The organism is Murimonas intestini (assembly GCF_024622195.1).
GTDB lineage: Bacteria > Bacillota > Clostridia > Lachnospirales > Lachnospiraceae > Murimonas > Murimonas intestini.
Window position 1 is genome coordinate 99,623 of the sequence record NZ_JANKBI010000004.1, and the last position, 24,528, is coordinate 124,150.

19 protein-coding genes and 1 pseudogene are annotated in these 24,528 nt (G+C 47.0%); 1 reads left to right on the forward strand and 19 read right to left on the reverse strand.

The genetic code is table 11. The annotated features are described in order from the left end of the window. Nucleotides 1-28 precede the first annotated feature (28 nt). From NSB28_RS25090 to NSB28_RS08340, 7 genes and pseudogenes are all read right to left on the reverse strand, one after another. Nucleotides 29-823, reverse strand: a complete 795-nt coding sequence (locus tag NSB28_RS25090) for a beta-keto acid cleavage family enzyme (RefSeq protein ID WP_257497665.1) — start codon at nucleotides 821-823, stop codon at nucleotides 29-31. Nucleotides 824-844: 21 nt separating this feature from the next. Beyond that, nucleotides 845-2,272: pseudogene (locus tag NSB28_RS25095) on the reverse strand (four-carbon acid sugar kinase family protein); the annotation flags it as partial. 188 nt (nucleotides 2,273-2,460) lie between these two features. Then, the gene (locus NSB28_RS08320; protein WP_109626463.1) at nucleotides 2,461-3,138 is read right to left on the reverse strand and encodes a transglycosylase domain-containing protein; all 678 of its coding nucleotides are present in this window, start codon (nucleotides 3,136-3,138) and stop codon (nucleotides 2,461-2,463) included. Between the two features lie 99 nt (nucleotides 3,139-3,237). Then, nucleotides 3,238-4,608, reverse strand: coding sequence for a [FeFe] hydrogenase, group A (locus tag NSB28_RS08325; RefSeq protein WP_109626464.1), 1,371 nt, complete (start codon nucleotides 4,606-4,608; stop codon nucleotides 3,238-3,240). A gap of 340 nt (nucleotides 4,609-4,948) precedes the next feature. After that, the gene (locus NSB28_RS08330) at nucleotides 4,949-6,946 is read right to left on the reverse strand and encodes an ABC transporter permease (protein WP_109626465.1); all 1,998 of its coding nucleotides are present in this window, start codon (nucleotides 6,944-6,946) and stop codon (nucleotides 4,949-4,951) included. Further along, nucleotides 6,936-7,703 carry an ABC transporter ATP-binding protein gene (locus NSB28_RS08335; protein ID WP_109626466.1) on the reverse strand — a complete coding sequence of 256 codons (768 nt, stop codon included), beginning with the start codon at nucleotides 7,701-7,703 and terminating at the stop codon, nucleotides 6,936-6,938. The genes NSB28_RS08330 and NSB28_RS08335 overlap by 11 nt, the downstream gene beginning before the upstream one ends. 116 nt (nucleotides 7,704-7,819) lie before the next feature. Continuing rightward, nucleotides 7,820-8,692, reverse strand: coding sequence for an AraC family transcriptional regulator (locus tag NSB28_RS08340; protein ID WP_109626467.1), 873 nt, complete (start codon nucleotides 8,690-8,692; stop codon nucleotides 7,820-7,822). A 144-nt stretch (nucleotides 8,693-8,836) separates the two neighbouring features. On the opposite strand from NSB28_RS08340, the gene NSB28_RS08345 reads away from it, so the two are divergent. After that, a complete protein-coding gene (locus tag NSB28_RS08345; RefSeq protein WP_109626468.1) occupies nucleotides 8,837-10,336 on the forward strand; it encodes an L-fucose/L-arabinose isomerase family protein in 1,500 nt (499 codons plus the stop codon). Between the two features lie 116 nt (nucleotides 10,337-10,452). Here the strand turns inward: NSB28_RS08345 and NSB28_RS08350 are convergent, their stop codons facing one another. The 12 genes from NSB28_RS08350 to NSB28_RS08405 form a co-directional block, all read right to left on the reverse strand. Continuing rightward, on the reverse strand, nucleotides 10,453-13,659 hold the full coding sequence (locus NSB28_RS08350; protein WP_109626469.1) for a glycosyl hydrolase: 3,207 nt from the start codon (nucleotides 13,657-13,659) through the stop codon (nucleotides 10,453-10,455). 1 nt (nucleotide 13,660) lies between these two features. Beyond that, nucleotides 13,661-14,509 carry a carbohydrate ABC transporter permease gene (locus NSB28_RS08355; protein WP_109626470.1) on the reverse strand — a complete coding sequence of 283 codons (849 nt, stop codon included), beginning with the start codon at nucleotides 14,507-14,509 and terminating at the stop codon, nucleotides 13,661-13,663. Continuing rightward, nucleotides 14,499-15,407, reverse strand: coding sequence for a carbohydrate ABC transporter permease (locus NSB28_RS08360; RefSeq protein ID WP_109626471.1), 909 nt, complete (start codon nucleotides 15,405-15,407; stop codon nucleotides 14,499-14,501). The genes NSB28_RS08355 and NSB28_RS08360 overlap by 11 nt, the downstream gene beginning before the upstream one ends. Before the next feature lie 73 nt (nucleotides 15,408-15,480). Then, nucleotides 15,481-16,806: an ABC transporter substrate-binding protein gene (locus tag NSB28_RS08365; RefSeq protein WP_109626472.1), complete on the reverse strand. Its 1,326-nt coding sequence runs from the start codon at nucleotides 16,804-16,806 to the stop codon at nucleotides 15,481-15,483. A gap of 244 nt (nucleotides 16,807-17,050) precedes the next feature. Further along, nucleotides 17,051-17,443, reverse strand: coding sequence for a HEPN domain-containing protein (locus NSB28_RS08370; protein WP_109626473.1), 393 nt, complete (start codon nucleotides 17,441-17,443; stop codon nucleotides 17,051-17,053). Next, the gene (locus NSB28_RS08375; protein WP_187374302.1) at nucleotides 17,443-17,808 is read right to left on the reverse strand and encodes a nucleotidyltransferase domain-containing protein; all 366 of its coding nucleotides are present in this window, start codon (nucleotides 17,806-17,808) and stop codon (nucleotides 17,443-17,445) included. Before NSB28_RS08375 ends, NSB28_RS08370 begins: the two co-directional genes overlap by 1 nt. 114 nt (nucleotides 17,809-17,922) lie before the next feature. Further along, nucleotides 17,923-19,536, reverse strand: coding sequence for a DUF5597 domain-containing protein (locus tag NSB28_RS08380; RefSeq protein WP_109626474.1), 1,614 nt, complete (start codon nucleotides 19,534-19,536; stop codon nucleotides 17,923-17,925). Nucleotides 19,537-19,545: 9 nt separating this feature from the next. Then, the gene (locus NSB28_RS08385) at nucleotides 19,546-19,824 is read right to left on the reverse strand and encodes a hypothetical protein (RefSeq protein ID WP_148410652.1); all 279 of its coding nucleotides are present in this window, start codon (nucleotides 19,822-19,824) and stop codon (nucleotides 19,546-19,548) included. A 13-nt stretch (nucleotides 19,825-19,837) separates the two neighbouring features. Beyond that, a complete protein-coding gene (locus NSB28_RS08390; RefSeq protein WP_109626476.1) occupies nucleotides 19,838-21,259 on the reverse strand; it encodes a family 43 glycosylhydrolase in 1,422 nt (473 codons plus the stop codon). Between the two features lie 44 nt (nucleotides 21,260-21,303). Then, nucleotides 21,304-22,131, reverse strand: coding sequence for a carbohydrate ABC transporter permease (locus tag NSB28_RS08395; RefSeq protein WP_109626477.1), 828 nt, complete (start codon nucleotides 22,129-22,131; stop codon nucleotides 21,304-21,306). After that, complete coding sequence (locus NSB28_RS08400) at nucleotides 22,131-22,979, reverse strand: carbohydrate ABC transporter permease (RefSeq protein ID WP_109626478.1); 849 nt, start codon at nucleotides 22,977-22,979, stop codon at nucleotides 22,131-22,133. The genes NSB28_RS08395 and NSB28_RS08400 overlap by 1 nt, the downstream gene beginning before the upstream one ends. A gap of 95 nt (nucleotides 22,980-23,074) precedes the next feature. After that, nucleotides 23,075-24,394, reverse strand: a complete 1,320-nt coding sequence (locus NSB28_RS08405; protein ID WP_109626479.1) for an ABC transporter substrate-binding protein — start codon at nucleotides 24,392-24,394, stop codon at nucleotides 23,075-23,077. Nucleotides 24,395-24,528 lie beyond the last annotated feature (134 nt).

Below are 24,528 nucleotides of genomic sequence, written 5' to 3' on the forward strand. Positions count from 1 at the left end.
AGCAGGCCTTCTCCCAAAGCCTTCCGCGCTATCTGATCTTCTTTACAGATGAAATGATCTCGCGCACTTCGTCAGGAGAAGCCACTTCCAGGTCCATTTCTCTCACCAGTCTTACAAGCTTCTCTACCAGTTCATAATTATATACTGCATCCCTGTCATTTGACAAGAAGCGGCTGTCTTCGAATCCGATCCTCACAAGAGACGCTCCCATGGCGATGGCAGCTGCAAGGAAGGTCCAGTTATCCCTTCCAAAATGCGTCACACCCCACAGACATCCCTCGGGCACAAATGAACGGAAGGCGGCAAGCGCTTCTATGGTGGGCTGCATCCCTCCCTTATGGCCGAAGACCAGGTTAAACCATACCGGGGTCCTGTAGGGCACTTCCTCAAATACAAGTTTCATATTGTTGATCATGCCGATATCAAAAACTTCTATTTCCGGAATCACATTCTTTTCATAACATTGGCCCGCGCAATAGCGGATATCATCAAAGGAATTTACATAGACAGCTTCCCCCAGGTTGGTGGAGCCTCCATTGAGTGACCCGCTCTCGGCCCACTTATAGTCAAGGGGATTGCAGCGCTGCACAATGTCCATGTCAGAGATTCCTCCTGTTGATACCTGGATAACGACATCCCGCTTTGCACGTATCATGTCGAGGGCCTCGGTCATATTGGTGATATCAGGCGTCAGAACGCCCTCCCTCGTCTTACAGTGGAGATGGCAGATGCCTGCCCCAAGATCAATACACTTTGCCACGTCCTCCGCCAGCTCTTCCGGCACAAGCGGTTCCGGACCTGCCACCGGGGCTACTGATATCATAATTTTCCTTTTGCTGCTGCTCAATTCCTTCACCACCTTTTTCAGAGTATCTGCCTCACCTACATTTCCAGGGAAGATCACATAAGGTATCCCCGGAAATTTACTGCCCTCATCTGTCTTCCACACAGGAATGCCCGGCTGCACCTGACCCAACACCCACGCCCGCTTCACGCCCAGGGCCTTTACGCCTATGTCACTTGATGTGATCCCGCCCTTTGCCACCACAAAGGCAGGGCGCACACTAAGCCTTCCCACCAGCTGCTGCACAGCTTCCGAGATCCTCACTGAACGCAGGAGCGCCGCTTCCTTCGTATCATTTTCCAGCGTCAGCAGGCGGCGTTTTGTGTATATCACCACGCTCCTGCCCTGCCTGATAAGAGCCTCCGCCCGGGCCACCTTAGACTCTGTCTCCTGTTCAAGCCCGTCTTCAAGGACAAGATCAGAGTTAAACTCCATAAATTCCAGATTTTTCAGTTCTCTTAAATTCTGCAGCTGCTGTGTAGTCTTAGCTGTATGAGAGCCGATCACTACTATGCCTCCGTGCACTGCAGATCCCCCTGTCATCTCCCGGCGTTTCAGAAGAGGACGGCTGCTGATCCCACCAACAGCCTTCACAAAATCAGCTGCCGTGCGGAACAGGAAATCCTTTCCCGCAGCCATAGCCCGGTACAGGGCAGTGCAGAATACTTCCAGGTCCTCAGGCTCTGTGGCATTGACTATGATTTTACTAAATCCCTCTGCCGCCATAAGTTTCTGATAAACAGATTCTATATCTGCATTTTTCAATTCCTCAAGGGTTATGGCAGTCACTGATTCTGCCGGATATTTTCCTTTTGTCTTTTCTTCTATGTATTCCCTTAAGTCGGAACTGCTGTACCCGAAGGTCTTATCCCCTGCAAATTCAGTCTCTCCCGCGGGAACCAGCTCATCTCCATATTTTACATAGTGCACATTTCCAACAGTGAACCTTCCGCCTGCCTTAAAGAAGGGTATCATGATCTCTCCGTCAGCGCTCTTTCTGCTGCATTTCACCAAAGTATCATTTAAGATCCCTGTCTCCAACGGGAAATGACCGCGCAGGGTGGAATCCCCTCTGCTGATGACAGCGTAGGGAATACCTGCCTTCCTGGCGGCCTTATCTACATTCCTTGCTATTTCCTCATGTACCCTGGAGGTCTCTTCCTCAGTCATTCCCCTGGAATTGGTTAATATATAAAACAGCTTTTCCTTTTCTGCAAACCCTCTTTCCAGGCTCTCCTCCGACCAGTCCGTATAGACAGCCACATCATGCACCGCCTGGACTCCTGTGGGATCGTCATCCAGAACCACAAATTTTACCGGGCTCTTTCTGATCTCCCTCTGCAGTTCTTCCCTGACTGCCTCTGCCTGGCTTTCAGGGTCTTCTGCTCTGTATTTTTCAATGATCTCTTTGTAAGATAAATGCTTCATTTCGTCCTCCCTGTCTCTGCTTCAAACTTTTCCACATTTTTTTGCGGTTAATGCACACCTTTATGCACTTTTACACATAGTTTTCCACATTATCCCTATTGTTTCTAGTATAATATCCACATTTTCTTCTTACAAGTTCATTTTATTCAGTATTTTGTACAAGTTTTTTAGGTATTTAAAAATCCTGGCTACTGAGCCGGTACAAATCCGTTTTCAATCATCTGGTTTACCACCTGCTGCTGCCTCTCCTTTGCCAGCTCCGGGTTCACCCTGGGGTCATAGACGGAAGGAGCGTTGGGTATCCCAGCCAGCATGGTGCATTCATCGTCTGTCAGATACCTGGGCTCTTTTCCGAAATATCCCTCGCTGGCCTCTCCCACCCCGTAATATCCGCTGCCGAAATATATGGTGTTTACATATAATTCCAGTATCTCATCCTTTGTATAATGTCTCTCCAGGTCAAAAGCGGCAAATACTTCCGCTGCCTTTCTTGTCATCTCCTTTTCCTGAGTAAAATACAGGTTTTTAGCCAGCTGCTGCGTGATCGTACTCCCGCCCTCCACAAAAGAGAGCGCCTTCACATTATTGACTACAGCTCTTCCGATGGCTATGATATCGATTCCAAAGTGGTCATAAAACCTGTGGTCTTCTACTGCCACTACAGCCTCTAAATATGTCAGGGGCATGTCCTTTATACTTGTATAACCCGGCTGTGACCTGATCTCATCCACCTTTGCCTCCAGGCTCTGCGCGGCCTCTGCCTTATGGTACATCTGATATCCCTGGTAAGCGAAATATCCGCACACGCAGATACAGATTAAAAAAAGTACTGCCGCAATTTTACCTACTGCTTTTAATATTCTCATATAAACCTCCTTTTTCTGCACGAAAACACCTCGCGGAACATTGAAAGGCTGAACTGTTACTGCGGCAGTACTCTGTCAAATCCCATGCAGGCCAGATACTTAGCCCAAGTCAGCGCTCCTGTCCTGATATACAGTATGGAGCATCTTCTCGGCAAGTCCGCTTAACGGTTTTCCGTAAAATTCTTTATAAAGAGCCAGGATTTCTTCATTTTCATGGCTCTTTCTCACCTTCATGGTTCTATCCCTGTTGTACAGACTCGCAATCCTTTTATACCGCAGCACATCACCCTGGAAGTTTTTATCCTTGGGCTGTCCGCCGCCTCCGATGCACCCGCCCGGACATGTCATTACTTCGATAAAATGGTAGTTTTTCTCTCCTGACTTGACACTCTCTATTACTCTGCGCACATTACCTGTTCCATATACCACAGCTACATTCACTGTCATATCCCCAACCAGCAGGCTGGCCTCCTTCACTCCGTCCATTCCTCTGACCGGAGTCAATTCATACAGCTGGGATGGAGCCTCTTCTTTTGTTATGTATTCATAAGCAGTCCTCAGGGCCGCTTCCATAACACCGCCTGTATTCCCGAATATGACCCCTGCGCCGGAGCCCTGTCCCATCAGTCTGTCAAATTCTGCCGGCTGTACAGAAGCAAAATCAATCCCTTCTTCTCTGGCCCACATTGCAGCCTCTCTTGTTGTGATGACATGGTCCATATCCCTGATACCTTCTTTTCCCAGATACTCTCCGGCTGCCTTCATCTCGTCCCTGCGGATCTCAAATTTTTTAGCAGTGCAGGGGGTCAATGCCACATTTACGATCCGCTCCGGGTCGATCCCCATCTTCTGTGCAAAATAAGTCTTAATCGTAGGTCCCTGCATTCCGATCGGGCTTTTTGCAGTGGAGATATTCGGCAATATTTCAGGATAGTATGTCTCCGCAAACTTAACCCATGCAGGACAGCAGCTGGTAAACTGCGGCAGCGGTCCGCTCCCTTCCGTAATCCTTGAGATAAGTTCGCTGGCTTCTTCCATGATCGTAAGATCTGCTGCAAAATTTGTGTCCAGCACATAATCTGCACCCAGCGCTTTCAGAAGTCCCACCATACGTCCCTCTACAAAACTGCCGTCCTCCATTCCAAATTCTTCTCCCAGAGATGCCCTGACAGACGGGGATGTGCTGACGATCACGATCTTTTCCTTATCCTGTACCGCTTCTCTTACCTGCCGGTACTCGAATACCTCTGTGATGCTTTCCACAGGACAGACATTCGCACACTGCCCGCAGTTTATACAGATAGCTCTGTCATTTGTTTTTGCAAGATCATACATTCCCAGCACTGAGATATAATCCTCACACATCCTTTTACACTGCCCGCATTTGATGCATTTTTCCTCGTGTCTCATGATTGCCGGATTGTCACTGTCAATAGGTACCCTTATTTCCGTTGATAAATGTCTGCTCATAGTTGACCTCCCTTAATATAATAGTAATAATTACTATTATTGTAACTGTATTATTGGAGTCTGTCAACATCTTTTGCCATAATCCGGCATTTTAATTGTCACAGTTAGTTAATATAATGCTGGACCTCTGCTTTTTTATCTTCATGATTTTATTATAGCCTAAATTGTTTCCTCCGTATAGATTTGAGTACAAAATTCCGGGGCCAGCAGCATATATAGCGGTAAAAAGCCATAATCACTTAGAATTATGACTCTTCACCGCTAAATTTACACATTATCTTGCGAAGCACGCCCACCCGCAAAGATCTGAATTTGTGGATGCGCGGAGGTGTATATTTCCTTATTTCCCCGCTATGATCCTTTTGCTTCCAAAATAAGTAGCTATAAAATATCCTCCGTAAATGGCTATGATGAAAATTGCAGTTCCCACAATGGATTCTCCCCTGCTCTCAGCTCCCATTGATTCCAGGATCACATTTACAAATTTGATGCCGAAAATAGAATGGACAGCAGCCAAGGCCAGCGGGATCAGGAAGAATATTGCTGTCTGAGTGAACAGCGCCCTGTTTATCATTTTCTCATCCGTACCAATCTGCCGCAGCACTGCATATCTCTCCCTGTTGTCTGAACTGTCAGAAAGCTCTTTCAGCGCCAGGATCGCTGCGCTTGAAATAAGGAAGATCACGCCCAGGTAAATGGCTATAAATGTTACAATTGCGCCCAGGCCTACGGATCCCTCATAGAGGCTTATTTTAGTTACCGCATCTATCTCCGCGGCTGCCGGGGAATCAAGGGCGGCAAGCTCTGCTTCCATGCTTTCCTTTCCCTGCTGGTCATCTGCACTGTAATTGGCAATTAGCAGGCTCTTTACACTCCATGCTTCATTTACTGCTTCGTCAGGCAGCACAATGATCCCAAAATTAGTGGCATTACCAGACATTTTAATAAATCCATCCTGGCATTTATCATAATGGGGGAAATACTCTACTCCCCCAAGGCTTATCTTAGTGCCCTGTTCAAGGCCTTTGTCCCGCCATACCCTCATATTGTCATAATTACATATAACAGCATATTCATTCTGCCCGACTTCTATCTTGGGCTGGCCATACATATCTGCGATTTTATTATACTCCGAGACCTTCATGACCGATTCCGCCGTACTATCATCCAGCATCGTGTATGCGGCCTCCATTTCTTTTACAGCAGACCCCAAAGTATCTTTGAGGGTCAGTTCATTGGTGGCATATTCTGTCACCAGAGCATAATCAGGTTTAAAATGATCCATGGAATACCCGGCTTCTTCTATCATATCTGCTGCCGTCTTTCCATCCTCCCTTACGGGGATCCACAAGTTTACATCAACCGGTGCGTTTTCCTTCAGGCCTTCCTTTACAGAAGTATTGAGCGACATACCGGAGGACAGCACACCTATTGTCATAAAAAGCATCAGGCAGATGATCGTCATAGAGAACACCATGGTATTTATCTTACTGTTTATCTGTCTCATGATAAACATGTTCAGGCCTTTAAAGTAAGTCTTCCTGCTGGTCTGGACCAGCTTCAGCAAGAAGCCCGCCAGTGACCAGAAGAACAGAAATGTCCCCAAGGAACCTATTGCGATCATGAGCATTATACTGCCGGGACCGATAGACGATGTTTTGTATGCTACATTATAGTAGGCATAAACCAGCATTCCTATTGATGCCAGGAAAACGATCACAGACACAGCCGCATTCTTTACCTTTATGCTCTCCGATTTCTTAACAGCAGTCAGCAGGTCAATGAGATTGAGCTTAGAGATTGAGATCATGTTCATAAGAATGACTGCCAGATACATGATCCCAAAATAAACTATTGTCTTAATGCAGGCCGCTTTTGAAAAAACAAATTCATACCGGCTCATATCAGCTTCAAACATCTTTGCCACTACAACTGACATTCCCTGCGAAGCAAATACTCCAATCAAAAGCCCCACTGCCAGTGACATGATCCCCACGATTATAGTTTCCAGAAAAAGTATCCTGGATATCTGGCCTTTTCCCATACCAAGGGTCATATAAATGCCAAATTCCTTTTTTCTTCTCTTGATCAGGAAGTTATTTGCATATACGATCAGAAATCCCAATATGATGGATACGAAAACCGACACGCCCCCAAGCATCTGAAGCAGCAGGTCCACTATAGCCTTTGTAGATGCGGAGAGCTGCATCATAGCCTGCTGGGAATCCATGGAGTTAAACACATAGAAGATAGCCACACCCAGGATCAGGGTCAGGAAATAAATCGTATAATCCCCAAAGCTTTTCTTCATATTTTTAACAGAAAGCTTAAATAACATCGTTTAACTCACCTCCCAGAAGACTTACCACTTCTATGATCTTGTTAAAGAACACTTTCCGGCTGTCCCTGCCTCTTACCAGCTCATTAAATATCTGCCCGTCCTTGATGAAAAGTATCCTACCTGCATAGCTGGCGGTAAATGCATCGTGTGTCACCATGAGGATTGTCGCACTGTTTTGTTCGTTCAGGGCTTTGAAGCTCTCCAGAAGCATTCTTGCCGATTTGGAATCCAGCGCCCCTGTAGGCTCATCCGCCAAAATCAGCTGAGGGTTTGTGATGATCGCCCTGGCGCATGCCACCCTCTGTCTCTGTCCGCCTGACATCTGATACGGATATTTCCAGAGTATATCTGTGATGCCCAGTTTTGCTGCCGCATCCTGCACCCTGGGATCGATCTGTCCTGAGGGAACCTTCTGTATGGTCAGCGCCAGCGCAATATTCTCATAGGCAGTCAGCGTATCCAGCAGATTAAAGTCCTGAAAGATAAATCCTAACTCTTCCCTTCTGAACTTATTTAATTTATTTCCTTTGAGCTGGGTAATATTTTTCGAATTTATAAAAATATTTCCGGCTGTCACCCTGTCAATTGTAGAGATGCAGTTTAAAAGTGTAGTCTTCCCGCTTCCTGAAGCGCCCATGATCCCCACGAACTCTCCCTTTTCAATCTGGAAGCTGATCCCGTCTATGGCCTTTGTGAGGCTTCCTTTATTTCCATAATACTTATCAATATTTTCTACTTTTAACACTGTATTCATTTTTTCATACCCCTTTCTCTTATAGTATTATCATAAAGGAGCAGAGTAAAAAATGAAATCGCTTTCTCTTACATTTTTTATACCTCACCTTACATTTTTGTCACAATCCCTCTCTTTCATACCCCGTTCCACTCCTTCCTGTATTTCAGCGGAGTCATCCCCTCACGCTCTCTGAACAGGTTGATAAAGTGGCTGACATGGTTCATCCCGCAGGCATACGCGATCTCCCCCACTGATTCTTTGGAATAGCGCAGAAGCTCCTTGGCATAGTTAAGGCGCATGGTAATGACGTATTCATTCATGGTAGTCCCCACATATTTCCGGAATTCCCTTGACAGGTGGTATTTGCTCAGTCCGATCCTGCCTGCATATTCTTCCAGTGAAAATGGCTCCAGAAAGCGGTTTTCCAGATCCTTCAGAAGATGCTTCAGATAATCAGGCATGGCCGACAGAGAAAGGCTTTCACTGCTGCTGCGTATCAGAAGTTCTGTCAGAAGGTTGACGATCAGATTAGAAGATATCAGCTCTGAATGGATATCTTTCTTCTGGGTCAGTGAAAGTATCCTGCGCATGGTGCTCTCTATAAAAAAAGTATCTTGTAACCGCACAGGCGCAAACCTGTTTTTGACGAATTCCTCATAGTATCCCCTCGCCGTTCCCCCATTAAAGTGCAGCCACAGTATTTCCCAGTGTTCTCCTCCCATACATGCATAGTATTGATGGGGAATACAATTGATATAAAATGCCTGACCCGGATAGATCGGATATTTCTGGCCTCCATATTCCAGAACGCCTCTCCCTGAGATCGTATAAACGATCAGATAGCTGTTCAGATTTTCTCTTTCTGTAAAATATGGAGGTTCAGTCTTAAAATACCCCACCTCCTGAACATAAAAAAACTTGCTTCGGGCCGTCTGTGTCGGAGTATTGATCAGACGCACAGAGTCTGAACTCCATGTGTAGGAAGCCCTTTCCAGATATTCTTTCATACATTTCCTCCTTTGTTTTTTCAACAGCAATATACTGTTACTTTTAAACAAAATTCTGGGATGCTTTCTCTGCTGTATCATTTATAATGATATTATAGTTACTTCATAAATCAGATTACACAATAAAGAAAAGGAGCTATTTCTATGAGTGAACTTCAAAAGTTGAAAGAAACTAAAAAAGCGCGTATTGGGTTTTACAGCGCCGGGCTGCATGCCTACTGGGATCAGTTTGAGGGGCTCTATGACTGTCTGATGGGGTACAACAGATTTATCTGCAGCCGGCTTCAGGCCTGGGGCGAAGTATACAATTTCGGAATGGCAGACACAGAGGAGAAAGGCCGGGAAGCCGGAGAATACTTTAACCGGAACAACGTTGATATCATCTTCTCTCATTCCGCCACCTACTGCACAAGCGCATGTCTGCTTCCCATCCACCAGATCTGCAGGGCTCCTGTGATCATACTAAACCTCCAGCCTGCTGCTGAAATGTCTTACGAGACCACCGGGACCGACCGCTGGCTGGCCCAGTGTGTAGGCTGTCCTGTCCCTGAGATATCAAATGCCTTTAACAGGGCAGGCATCACTTACAGGGCTGTAAACGGTCTGCTTGGCCTTCCTGAGACACCTGATTTTGCAAAAGCAGATGAAGTGACTTGTGACAGGCCGGAAGCTGTCCACGCATGGACGCAGATCCGGGAATGGTGCCAGGCCGCCCAGGTCAGGCATACTCTCCAGAATTCCCGTTTTGGTTTCCTTGGTGGCTACTACAGCGGAATGCTGGACATGTACAGTGATCTCACCATGCTGCAGGCTCAGACAGGCATACATGTGGAAATCCTTGAGATGAGCGATCTGGATGCCTTCCTGGGTTCTGTGACAGATGAGGATATTGACCTTAAGCTGAAACAGATAGAAGATTTCTTCCAGATATCAGGTGACTCTCCCTCTGACCCTATCGCCAAAAAGCCCACTCAGGACCAGCTCCTCTGGTCAGCCCGGGTTGCCGCTGCACAGGAAAAGATGGTCCTGGACCGTGACCTGGACAGTGTATCCTATTATTACCACGGACATGACGACCACTTTGAGGAGGTCCAGAGCGGTTTTATTGTAGGCTTCTCTCTTCTGAACGCCCAGGGTATAGCCTGCTCCGGGGAGGGTGATATCAAAACCGCCCTGGCTATGAAGATCTGTGACATCCTGGGAAGGGGCGGCAGCTTCTGTGAGATCGTGGCAGCTGATTTTAACCGTGACACAATGATACTGGGCCATGACGGTCCCTTCCACTTTGCCATCTCCAAAGGAAAGCCCATCCTAAGAGGTATGGGCGTTTACCATGGCAAACGGGGCAGCGGGGTATCTGTGGAGGCAAAGGTTCGCCCGGGTGCAGTCACCACGCTGGGTGTCACCCAGACTGGGGACGGACGGCTGAAATTCAATATCAGTGAGGGTGAGGCTATTGACGCACCCATACTTTTAAACGGCAATACCTCCACACATATCCGATTCAGCGAAAAACCTGTACAGTATATGGACCGCTGGTTTGCTGAGGCTCCTACCCATCATTTTGCCCTGTCCACAGGCCATAATGCAGGCCTGTTTTCAAAAGTGGCAGAGCTGATGGACATTCCATATTCTGTCTTTTAATCTCATCGAAAATACTCTGTTGCTGTCCGCCGTGTGACAAGCAACAATGCTCCTTTTCCATATTCAAAAGGTCTGCTGCGAATCTGGCAGCAGACCTTTTTTAAATGCCTGTTTAATTATGCTCTTTCTATTATCATCGGCTTTGTCATCCCATAATCGATCAGATCATATTCCTCCGGGCGGGGGCTGCCCTGCTTAAGCGCCCTTCTCCACATATCCGGCCAGGCTGTCCTGCGTGGGCGTGAAGGGTCAAAATGGGGACCCAGGCAGTTTTTCATGCTGCCGCAGACTCTGACAGACAGCTTGTTTTCTCCTGTCTTTAGTAAGGAGGTGATAAGTTTTCCCTGTTCCCCGTTTAGGTTGAGCGCCCCTGCATACTCACCGTTTATACGAAGTGAGACAGCAGTCGCCTCTTCCTTAGCCACATGTACCTTTACCTCACCCTTGCCGTCATAGTCATATTTTCCTTTATATAAGACTGCGCCATAGTAGAATGGATATCCCTGCCCTTTCCAGCTTCCCATCTCCAGAGGACGCAGTGTATCCATCACCCAGCAGTCATCCCGCGCATATACCCCGAAATCACCTCTGAGGGTCACCGGCTCTACTTCTAATTCCACATCAAATTTAGCTGCTTCTATCCTGATCTCGTTTCTGCCCTCCTGTATAAGACAGCCAATATCATACGACTTAATAAGCTCATCCAGAAAGTATTCTCCCTCTGCAGGCTGAGGCTTCTTTCCATTCACTGTAATATCATAACGGCTCCCATACTCTACCGCCAGGCTTACCTTCCCGGGCCTGAACCCCGGAGCGGCCTCAAAATGGTACACAGCGGCAAATCCGCTGTTCTCAGTATAGAATTGATTCCTTTCATATGTCCTCGTCTTAAACTGTACCTCATTATCCCAGGGATTTGCAAGGAATCCCCTTTTCTTAAATACTTTATTTCCTGCCGCTATGGCAGAGCAGTCCTGATAGATCTCACCATCAATATACAGGTCACAATATTCAAGAGGCCACACGTTGCACTCCTCTGCCCTGATGCTTCCTATCTGCAGTTCTTCTGCAGAACTACCGCAGTTTTCACATACTTTATTTTCTTCTTCTGACCCGGCAGCTCCGGCCTCCTTACCCGTTTCAGATGCCCCATCCGTGCAGCATGCCTGACTCTCATCCTGACAGATACAGAGCAGTACAGAGCCTCCGTCCTTCAATTCCAGCAAAAGACTGATCTGTCCATTGCAGTCTTCCTGCGGCAGCCTGCTTATCCTGCCTGTCCACGGGTCCCAGTTCTCTGCCATTCTTCCGTTAAAGAATGCTCTTACCGATATATCTTTTGTACTGTGATTTACTATGAAATACAGCTCTCTTCCTCCCGGCAGCATCCGTCTTATACTTTCTACTCCCTCAGGCAGCTCTCTGTCTGTAGTAAAGTATGGTTTCCTTACATGTTTCAGATAACTGAGCATTTCCTGCTCATCCTTAAATTCCATAAATCCAGGGGACAGAGTGAGCTTTTCGTACTCCTCCTTTTTCCTCACTCCGGCCACGCAGGGACCAGGCTTTCCTACACTCAAAACGAGACCTCCCTGCTCCATATAGTCTGAGAGCAGCTGCAGCGTAGAGGGAAGCATGTTGCCCATACATTTATGGAGGATGACCGTGTCATATTCCTGTCTTACAATCCTCAACTTTCCTTTCTCTGCCTTCCCGTGACGTTTCATAATAACCTCATCACCCAGGCTGATATCCCACTGCAGACGGCGGAAATCCTGTATCATCTGCAGGTAGCCTGTTGTGTCCGGCTCCTGTGCTATCTTATTGTGGACCAGCTGAGAAGTATCCTTGTTCCTTGGATAGAGATAGCCTGTCATCGTGGGATTTAACACAAGTATCCTCTCTCTTGTCTCTCCCTGGCTTAAGACTGCTGACAGACGTCCCAGATAATCATTCAGCTCTGTATATTCATCCCACCATGGCTGCCTCCAGTCAAAGGATTGGGGATGGTCACGCTTCCTGGCGCCGATATATGAGGTGTAACTCAGATGTTCGTTAATAAAGTTCACTCCGTTGACCAGCAGATAATCCCCTATTCTTTTATAATCCTCCAGACCTGAATCGTATCCTCCCGCTCCATATGCCTCACAGAATACCCTCTCCTTGCCAAACTGGTGGGCTGCGCTCATGACCTCCAGCATACTGATCTGCTGCACTTCGCTGGCCTGGCCTTTAAGCCTGCCTGACTGGAGCAGGTCAATTCCCGGCCAGTCCTGATATTCATAGCTGGACATCACACTCGGCGATACCACATCATAGAAAGGCTTAGGCCAGCCATCCTCCATAAAATGACCCGTGAACGGCAGATGATGTCTGCGGCACCATTCCTGCACGGGTGTCAGATAATTTTCAGCCCATAACTCCTGGGCTACCTCATAATAATCATGCCTGATCTTTTCATTGTCCAGGTTATCCCAGTCTTCAAACAGAGCAGGAAGGCATCCCATCAGGTCATACCCCTTCCTCTTTTGGAACTCATATCCAAACCAGTGATTCACTGGGATATTGACTGCACCGTCACGCCCGTAAACTGAGCTGCCCGGAAGGGACGGTTCATCCGTGAAAATGGCCTGGATGGTATCTCCAAAATCCTCCTGAAAATGGCTGGCATACCCATCGTATACTATCTCCAGAAATTTCTTTGTCACCTCCGGTCTCAGCAGATCCACATTTGCAAAGCCCGCCAGCCACCCCTCTGTCTGGGAGGGCTGATGCTCCAGAATGGCAAAGTAACTGCCAGTCCCCCTCCATCTGCTCCTCGGCAGATCCGTCACCTCCCGGGTAAGACTCATCCTGCCGTCTTTCCTGTCGCAGGCATATACAGCAATTGTTTTCTTATTTCCCATCCAGGACTCTTCTTCATCTGTATAATCCATCTCATCTGCAGAAACCACCCTGTATCCCACAGATTCTGCCAGGCAGTCAGGAAGCTGGGCAGACACATGACCTCCTCCAAAGCCTGATGGATAAGAGTTCTCATCATATATATTCAGCTTGAGTCCCAGTTCTTTTGCCTTCTTTAATGCTTTTCCCCAGACCCGGAACCAGTTCTCATCCATATAAGATACGCGCATGCCCGGCCTTGGATGGACAAAGGCGCCCCCGAAACCGTGTGTCTTCAGTTCCGTTAAGGACTTTTCTATCTCTGAATCTGTCATATCAGAATTCCATACCCACAGAGGGGCCGTCCTGTATCTGGACGTGGGTTCTGCAAATAATTCTTTGATTTTTTGGAAATTTTCCATATTTTCTGTATTCTCCATTCTATCCTTTTACTCCTCCTGCCGTCAGTCCTGCCACAAAATATTTCTGCAGCACTACAAAGATCACTATCAGCGGCACTAAGATCATTACGATCGCCGCGGTGAGAAGCGGCCAGTTTGTCCCGTACTGCCCCTGGAAGTTTAGGAGTCCTACCGTGATCGTCACTCCCTTGTCTGTCAACAGCGTAGTTACCTGGGCCCACATCAGTTCCCCCCATACATATGTAAAATTCATGATCAGGCATGTCACCATAGGCCCTTTCATCAGAGGCAGTATGATCCGTCCCATAGTATTCAGCTCACCGCTCCCGTCTATCCTGGCAGCCTCCAGCAGATCAGAGGGCACTGTGTCGAAGAAATTCTTCAGTATAATAATAGTACCAGGAAGGGACCATCCTACATATCCCAGTATCGTAGAGATGTAAGGAATATTTAAAAGATGCAGCTTTGACACGATTATATACAGCGGGATGATCATGGACTCTGTAGGCAGCACCTGCATCAGCAGGAGAGCCATAAGAAATATCTCCACATGGGGGATCTTAAGCCTTGACAGCGCATAGGCAGCCAGCAGGGCCAGAACCTGGATGCTCACCAGGGATGCCGCGCTGATGATCACGCTGTTCATCATATATGTGCCTATTTTTCCAACACTGAAAGCCTTTGCATAGTTGCTGACGAGAAATTCTTTTGGAAGCGCCCATATGCTGGCATAGAATTCATCTGTGGATTTCAGCGATGTTATTGCCGCAAATGCTACGGGAAATATGTATACTGCAAGACAGAGGACTACTGCAAGGCACAGCAGGATATACCCGGCGGGAATTTTCTTTTTCGTCTTAATATTCATAGCTTTCCCCCCTTAGTATAAATCTGCCTGAAAGGATACAGATGCCGATCAAAACAGTAGAGATCATTCCGATGGCAGCGGCATATCCGTACTGATTATAAGAGAAGCCTGTCTTGATCATCATAATAGGGGCAGTCATAGACATATTTGCCGGACCGCCCTTTGTCATGGTCCATACAAGGTCATATGTCTTAAAAGCCCAAACAAGCGTCATGGACAGGGCAAGACGTACAGTGGGCTTGATCAGCGGCAGTATGATATGACATGCCTTTTTCCTGAAATTGCATCCCTCCAGCTCTGCACTTTCAAAAAGCGAGTGGGGGATATTCAGCATGGCAGTATAGCTGAGCATCATGATCGTGCCGCTGGCCCTCCAGCCCTGTATCATTGCGATCACCCACAGCACCGTCCCCTTATCAGACAGCCAGGCATGCTGCAGGGTTCCCAGCCCCATGGCCCCCAGGAGGGCATTGAGCAGTCCCTTGTCCGACGCGGCAAATATAAATGTAAAAAGCAGGCCCAGTACTGTCATGGGCATCATACTCGGGCTGTAAAAGATGACTCTGGCAACTCCCCCCAGCCTTCCCTGGATCCTGTACAGGGCAAGAGCCAGCAGAACCCCCAGCACGACTGATACTAGTGTGGAAATGATTCCAATAAATACAGAATGCAGAATGGCATCTCTTGTTGCAGCTGTGGTGAATGACTGGATATAATTCTGCATCCCTACAAAAGAGATGCTCCCGCCGCCCTTCCAGTCACAAAAGGATAGGTATATGTTCCATATTAAAGGGATCAGTATGGTGATAAGTATCACCACAAATGCGGGAAGCATGAAAAAAAGCCCCGCGATGACTACTTTCCGGTTTACACCTGATTGTTTTTTCCTATTCTTCACGCAGTACCTCCTAATTCAAAACAGGGACGGAAGAATCCTCCCCGTCCCCGTCTGCTTTTAACATCAGGCTGCTCTATTTTGCTGCCGCAGCCTCCCTCAGTGCTTCCAGTTCATCTAATGCTGACTCTCCATTAAAGAGGTAATTAGCGGGCTCATTATAAACAAGATTATCAAATATTTCAGAAGAAAGATTGATCACCTCATCCGGATATACTTTATCCGCATCCCTGCTGTACAGCTGATAGTTTGCATCATCTGAAGTCACATTTTTATTAGCCACAATCGATCCCTGGTCAGCCATTGCCTGCAGTACCTCCGTACCTGTAAGGTATTTCAGGATTTCCACTGCTTCATCAGGATATTTCGTATTTGACATGATCATATAGCCGCCGGCTGATCCCAGAAGATTATTCATATCATCTGTTTTCGCCATGCTTGGCCAGCTGATCACGCCCAGTTCAAATCTGTCCCCTACCTTCTCTGATACAGACTGGGCATTTGCCACAACATTACAGAAAATTGCTGCATCTCCATTTATAAAGGCTGCCATAGCATCATCTGCGGAGGTAGTCACGGCTTCCTTGCCGCCCGGATACACATAATCACTGTTATACATATCAGCAATATTGTCCATGGCATTCTTGACTCTCTCATCCGTGAACGGAACCTCGCCTGCTATGAAGGAATCCAGCTCTTCTTTATTGTCCCAGCACTGAAGCAGGGCGTTGCGCACAAACCATCCAGCCCACTCCTGCTGTACAGCTACAGGCGTCTTCCCTGAAGCCTTGATTTTTTCACAGGCTGCCATGAATTCATCCCATGTCATGACATCTTTAAATTCCACGCCTGCATCTTCAAACAGCTTCTTATTCACCTGGAGCATAGGATAGTTTGTTGTATTCGGAATTGCCAGAAGTCCTTCTTTTGTCTTTCCCACTTCCAGAATACCGTCCGTAAAGCCTTCCTTCCACTCCGTATCCGCTTCCATATACTCCGTCAGATCCATTGGGATGCCTGTGCCTTCGAATTTCTTCATATATGTAGGCCAGTACATAACAACATCCATAGCCTGATCGGCTGCAAAGGCTGTCTTAACTGTCTGCTCTACAGTTGGTTCATCCCAGTTTTTAAATGTGAGACTGTAATCAGGAAACTTCTTTTCCACCATCTCTTTTACAGTTTCAGCCCAGGGATCCGTAGAATTTGTTATCATCAATGTAAGCTCAGGCCCCCCTGCCTTAGTCTTGGCCGCTTCCGTCTCCTCCTTGGCTGCTGTTTCAGCTTCAGTCTCAGCAGTATTTTTTTCTGTTTCCTTTTTCTGCGCAGAATCTCCGCATCCTGCCAGACATCCAAATGCCATGATACTGCACAACAAAATACTTAATGCTTTTTTCTTCATCTGTTTTACCTCCCAATAATGAAATATCCTCCTGTTTTACGCCTCCGTTGCAATTCATAATTTAATTCTAGCATACTATTTTGCCATTACATCCCTGTATCTTGCTGAAAAATAACACTATATTGCCCCTGGTTTTTATTCCCCGGACAGAGTGCCGCAGGCTTCTAATCACAGAACAATACAGAACAAAAAAAGAGCCATGCGGGTGCATTTTCTCATGCATCCACACGGCCCCTTGCCTATGCTAGTATTTCAATTTTTTCAGCTTCTCCACTGTATCGTACATAATGGATAAACACTTATCAAATTCTTCCTTTGTAACTGTGTAAAAATCATCACCCGGATACCTTGCATCATAGTAAAAATCTGTAAGATATGCAAGCCCTATCGTATCCAGATTCAAATCCGGGTCCAGCTGATTCAGTTTTGCTGCAATTTTTTTCATGTTATGTTTTCTTAATAAATCTGATACATCCTCATTTAAAAATAGCCTGTCAACATATCCTTTCAGAAACTTTTCTGCCACCTGCTGGCATTGCACAGACATTTGATTATAAAAAGTACTGCCAGTCTCAAGAACTGACTCCAGATATCTTAAATCATTTTCCGCAATATCCAGATAACTATTTTTGATCATCACATCACCTCCAGGATTATTTTCCTGTCACGTCTCACAGCCTTCTTAAATACAGTGTCTTCTTCAACAGACTCTTCATTCATATATACAAGATCAGTGCTGATGCCGCACTTACTTTCGGCCAATGTCCATCTGATATCTGAAGCCAGCATCCTGTCTTCCAACTTTTTCTCTGTAATTATCAGCATATCTACATCACTTGTACTTTTTAATTCCCCGCGTGCACAGCTGCCAAAAAGATATACGCCTTTCAGTCCCGGTATATCTGCTTTGACAATATAATCAATATCAGCATCTATTTTATCCACAAATCTCTTTGGCAGATACTCATAATTCTCCCTGTGGATCTTAATCCTGCTCTCCAAATTTTGTGCCCTCCAATACGATGTAACTTATCAATTTCTGTGACTAACAGGAGTATTTTATATAATTTATTATTATTTTTTCATAGATATCATTCTATGTCAACTGTTTTCTATCTATTCCCACTTTATATCAGTATTTAGCCTGACTCGTATCACACTGCCCTCATGCACGTACAGCTGATAATTTGCTTCATCGCCATTCCGCTTATATTCGCACACCCACGTATTCCCGTCAAAGTGGCCTTCCTCTATGGAAAGGAAATTGAGCTGTCCTGACAGACAGGAGGTCAGATGTGCATATGGAATCCTATCCTCTATCTCCGGCCTTCTCAAAAAAGAGAAGCACACTCCAGCGCCTGCCAGATAAAATTCCCCCTGTCCGCAGTCTATGATCAGGCATCTTCCCCTGCATGTCATGCAGGATCCATTTTCCGGGGCATTCAGATTGATCCTGGAGCCAAAGTAGTGCTGGGGCTTTGGATCATTGCTCAGGAATCTGGCTGCTATATGATATTCTTCTGTTTTGATATACTGCCACTGGGAGAATTCTGCCTGTGTGACGGCGTGTACACGTCCTGTGCCCCTGTATTTTATCAGCAGAGGCGCCAGTGAAGACAATATATTCATAGACATTGCCGCTTCTCTTGCTTCAGGAAGCAGCTTTCCGCCTGCAATGCCGCTCTCCGCTCCAAAACAGCAGATACCGATGGCTCCATATTCAGCTGCTGCGATAAGTATGTTCATGGCTGCACCCACGCCTCCGTTTAGCGTTTCCGGAATAAACAGGGGATTGTCCGGCCTGGCGTATGCCCTGCATGCCTTTCTGTAATCCCGCTCAGCCGGCAGGTAGATGTCCGGTCCAAAGAGGGTGATCCCGGGTGCTGTGATCTTCCAGATATCCATCACCCTTGACACAGGCCCTCCTGACACATAACACAGGGCCGGCGCCTCACACTCATTGATCTCTATAGAAACATTCATCAGATACGGAACCTGGAATTTTTCCTTGCCTGCCTCTGTCATCTCCTGTATATACGACGCATGCTTCCATGCACAGAATGCCTCATTTGCATGTCTGCCGAATATATCAGCCCATGAATGCCTCCTGTTCTGTCCCGCGGGACATGATACCTCCCGGCCGCTGTCTTCAAGAACCACATTCCAAAGGTTTTCAGGCACAGGCTGTCTGTACTCATATTCCGCCTCCTCTGAATAGTCCCTGTCAGTATGTACCAGCCCCACTTCATTCTCCACCTGGACTGCTATCACAGTGCCGTCTTTATCATACTCCGCCAGAAATTCCATTACCCTGGCAAAAGCCTTCTTATCCCGTTCAAGGGTGGCCCTGCAGTGAGGGCTGAGAGATTCCACAGGAATGCCTGCAAAGTTTCTGGCCAGCCTGTAGACCTCAGGATTTCTTTTTATATATTCCGGCGCATATGTAAACAGGCCGTTCTTGCTAGCTCCAAACCACAGGGGAATCAGGTATAACCCGGCTTCCTTAGCCTTATCCGCAAGTGATCTGACAAGGCTCATATCATAGACATCCTTCTCCGGTTCTATATCACACCAGTATACAGGCGCTTCTATGAGATTCCCGCCGTATAGCCTGACCGCACTGATGGTCCTGTCAATCATCTCTGTGCCGCTGGATGAGTTGTGGCACTGCAGGCCGGTCAGGAAGACCGGCTCACCCTTCCTGTTTTGTAAAAAATCATTAAAAGCCATAATACTCCTCTAATCTCCTGTGGCAAAAAACGACTGGCTCCATTCACCCATGCCGCTGCGCACCCTGATATAATACACAGTTTCCGCCTTGAGCATGGCACTGTCATAAGCACAGAAGCACTCATGGGTGTCCCGCAAAAATATAATATCCTTAAATTGCTCATCTCTAGCCATCTCTATGGTAAACTGTTTGTATTTAACCGGAGCCTTCCACACAAATACAGGCCTGACGCGCTCCACGCCTATATTATCCCGGTATCCTCTTACCTGCAGCTGAAAATTGTTCATTTTTCCATCCCCCTCATACATTCCGGCTCTCTTCCTGTCCCCGTTCAAACCGGAACCATTCCAGGTCGCACAGCCATCCGCCGAACTGATTATCCGGATAAGTTTTTAAGCATACTTCATGGACTCCTTTTACAGGCTCTACCTCACATGTAAATGTCCTCCAGTTCCACGGGCCGAATCCGTTTGTATCCTTGATCCGGCACACCCCGATGCAGGGACCGTCCGGGCCGTCTATATGGATCTCCAGTTTTGCTGATGACAAGTAGTTGGATGCAGAGCACGTAAACCTGCTGACTCCGTCTTTAAAATCCAGATAACGGTAAACTGCAGCATCGCCGCTTGTAAATTTAGTCAGATACTCCTTATGTACTCCGTTTTCAACGTAGTGTGCAGACCTCACCCCCACGTCTCTGGCGCCCTTCATCCTGTTGTCCAGCATTGTCCGCCGCCACCCTGTCACAGGCACTTTCCAGAAGAAATTATCACACTCGCTTCTTTCATGGATACTCAGGGATTCCCTGTGGAAGCAGCAGGCACGGTAAGCATCCATCCTCCTGAGTGCATCGATGGGACCTTCTGCGCCCTGGGTAGTCATCTTCACTTCTGCGATATCTCCGTTCTCATCAAACTGGATGGGTTCTATACATGCCTTCCTGCCTCCCATCTCGATACCAAAACATGCCCTGTGATAAACGATATACCATTTATCATGAAAGCATACGATAGAGCCATGGTTATTCCAGGAAGCCAGGTCGCAGTCTGCATTGTCAATAATAACTCCCCGTTTTTCAAACGGACCCAATGGGGATTTACTGACAGCGTAGCTGAGGCAGGTAGCGGCGCCCCTGTCCGTGTCACAGTAAATCAGGTAATAAGTATCACCACGTTTCCTCATAGAGCTGCCCTCATGAAAACCATGCCCGTCCTCTGTGATGAGCATAGTATCATGAGTCTCTTCTTCCAGCTCGTACATATTGTCCTTGAGCCTGCAGCCCCTTAAGGAGAACTGTCCCCAATAGAGGTATGCGCTGCCGTCATCGTCCACGAACACTGCCGGGTCCCCGCAGGACGGAAAGTCCGTCCCTTCTATGGGCCGGGCATTCAGGAACGGGCCTTCCGGTCTGTCCGAGAAGGCAACACACTGTTTTCCAGCTGCCGTAAAATAATAATAATATCTGCCGTCCTTTTCCGCACAGTCGCTGGCCGGCAGCAGCTGAACATCTTCAAAATCCACAGCCTGGCGTGCATCGAATCCCGGTCTGTGTTCCGTCCAGTCCTGCAGGTCTTTTGTAGACCACACATGCTGCCAGGGGTCCATACCAAATCCGCCTGTGCGGTCATTTGATGCATACAGATAAAGTGTGTCCGGATCAGATGCCCACACATGCGGCTCGCCGTCCGGCGCTGAATAATGCAGCGGTAATATCGGATTCATTTTCCTGCCTCCAAATTTTTTATAATTATTTCTTATAAACTGCGCTAACCCTTCACAGCCCCGGCTGTCATACCTGCCACCACCTGCTTCTGCAGGATCAGGAATATGATAATTACCGGGATCATGGTGATGACAGCTGCAGCAAATGCAGTGTTATAGTCAGCCCCGTATGCTCCGAAAAACACATACTGCTGCATGGGTATCGTCTTTATAGCTTCATTCTGCAGCAGCAGGATAGACACGTTGAATTCATTCCATACGCCCAGGAACTGCAGTGTAGCCACTGTAGCCAGAATGGGCTTGAGCAGCGGGAAGATGATCCTGAAGAATATCCTGAACCTCCCGGCCCCCTCTATCTCAGCTGCCTCCTCAAGTTCCATGGGTATAGCCCTGACAAACCCGATTATCATCACAGTAGAATAGGCAATGGCCAGCCCGGCTATCATGATGATGGCGCCTGACCTTGTATTTAACAGGTTCATCCCCTTATACATCCTGTAGACAGGAATCATAATGACCTGAAAGGGCAGCATCATGGAACTGACAAGCAGCGTCTCATAGAAACGGTAAAACTTCCTGTTGTACTGCCTCCCTATCGCGTAGGCCGCAGTAGAAGCCACAAGTACTATGATAACCACGCTGCACAGGGTAATAATAATGCTGTTCTTCATGGAGACCAGAATATTTGCCTTCTCCATGGCCGCGCTGAAATTCTCCCAATGTATCATTTCCGGAAGAGACAAGATCCCAAGAGATGTCTCCTGCTTTGATTTCACTGACATCAGCAGGCAGATAAAAAACGGCCAGAGAAAGATAACAGTTAAGACTGCCAGAAATATTTTTCCAATAAAATTGACTCTATCCTGTTTCATCACGCTTCTATCTCCTTACTTCTGAAAAACTTTGTCAATGCAAGGCCTATAATCACCAGAAATGCCATGAATACAAGTGATACAGCTTGTGCATATCCAGCCCTGGAGTACTTAAACATATAATTGTAGATCAGTATTGCCACTGTCTCTGAGGAACCTGCCGGACCTCCCCCTGTGGCTGCAAGGACTGTTCCGAACTCTCTGAGGGAGGATGTCAGGGTAAGAGTAATGCAGATCGTAAAAGATGGCATCAGCATGGGGACCGTGACATTCCAGAATCTTTTCCTGCTGTTTGCGCCGTCTATCATTGCGGCTTCCATATAGTCTTTTGGTATGCCTGTGAGGCCAGCCATATAGATCATGACATTTGAGCCAAGATTATTCCACAGGGATATGATAATGATGCCCGTCAGCACAGTCCTGCGGCTGCCCAGCAGGGATTTTCCCAGCACCATGGAGAACATATTGGAATCAATATATTTCCATACAAAGGAAGCCAGGACTGCGCTGATGGCCAGAGGGATAAAAAAGCTCGTCTTAAAAAAGGCTTTCCCTTTCAGCTTTTTGCTGAGTATGATCGCAAGGGACAGGGCCAGCACATTGTTGATGGCCGTTACAGCCACACCGTATATCACTGTATTCTGAATTGGCGCTACTACCTTTTTGTCTGAAAACAGCCTGATAAAATTATCTATGCCCACGTAATCATAAGACCTGGCAATACCGTCCCAGTCCGTGAATGCCAGATGGATCCCGGAAAAAAACGGGTAGATCACGCAGAATGTAAACAGGATCAGGGAGGGAATCAAAAATACGAAATATCCCATTCTTTTCTTTAATTGTTTCATAACTGTCCTTTCTTTAAGGATGCGCGGTGCACCATTTCCTGCACCGCGCAGCTAATTGCCCGCTATTTATCTGCTGCATGATCAGCAGCAATTATTTATTTTGCCAGGTTGTCAAATTCTTCGTCCAGACTCTCCAGCGCTCCGTCAATATCTTCACAGTCATCTAAGAAAAAGGTTGAGATATTATTGATGAAGGAATCTTCATTTGCGCTCGGGAAGCTCTTGGAAGAGATGATCTGCACATCACCGCTGTTCATGATATCAGCTGCATCCTTGAAGCCTCCGGTCAGGCTGGAAGTGTCAACACCCTGCACAATAGGGATCCCGGCGCCTTTTTCAGCATAAAGGGAGGCTGATTCAGGTGAGGTAAGGTATTCCAGGAAACTGAGCGCTTCTTCTTTATGTGTTGTCTCAGCGCTCACGGCAAAGCCTCCGGCCGGCGGGCACATAGGCATCTTATTCTCCTCCGGATCCTCGGATACCGGCAGCGCAAAGATACCAAAGTCTCCGTCAGGATTCATGGCTATTGAATTGGTGATGGTCCATGTACCGTTTAAGATCATAGCTGCTTCTCCATTTGCCAGCATAGAATAGCAGGTGTTCTGGTCTGTTCCGAACGGGTCATTGTTCATAAACGGGTAGATTCCCTGAAGCTTGGCAAAAAACTCTCTCCACTGTTCTACCTCTGAAAACTTATATGTCCTGTCTACCATTTCAGAGAGGGCAGGACCTCCGTTCCCCAGCACCTCTGCACAATATGTGGTCTGTGATGTGCCGTTGACCACCCACTGTTCAGAGAATCCTGATGCGATCGGAACCACACCTGCATCCTGCAGCTTCTGGCAGACCTCCAGAAATCCGCTCCAGGTATCAGGAACTTCTGTGATCCCCGCGTCTTCAAAAACTGTTTTGTTGTATGTAACACACATAAAATCATTACTTATAGGAAGGGCGTACACTTTTCCGTCAAGTGAGAGGCTGTCCAGCATGCCCTCCGCATAATTAGCCACATTCTTGCTTTCACTCAGGTCCATGACATAGCCGCTTGGCACCATATCATCAATATCATTTTCTGAAAATGTAAAAAGATCCGGAACGTCACCCGCAGCAAATCTTGTCATGACAGTCTGGTTGAAGCTGTCAATGGACACCCTCTGTACCTCTACCTTGACGTTTGGGTTTGCTTCCTCAAAATTAGCAATAATTTCATCCAGCCATGCCACATACTGTTCTTCAGATGATCCATTTATGAATTCCAGGATGACCTGCTCACTTTCTGCATTAGATACGTCCTTTGCATCCACAGTTTCTTTGTCCTCAGATTTGTCTGCGGCAGCCACAGTGGCGCTGCTGCCTCCTGCCAGTCCCAATACCAGCCCGCATGCCATAATAATTGATAAATACTTCCTCTTCATGATTTCCTCCTTGTACTTTTGACTTGTGCTTCGTTTCTTGATAAACCTATTCTATCCTTTTTCACGTTTTTCTTCCTTCATGATTTTTTGGCTTTCTTTAAAAAATCATGGCATTTTTTAAAAACGCCATGATC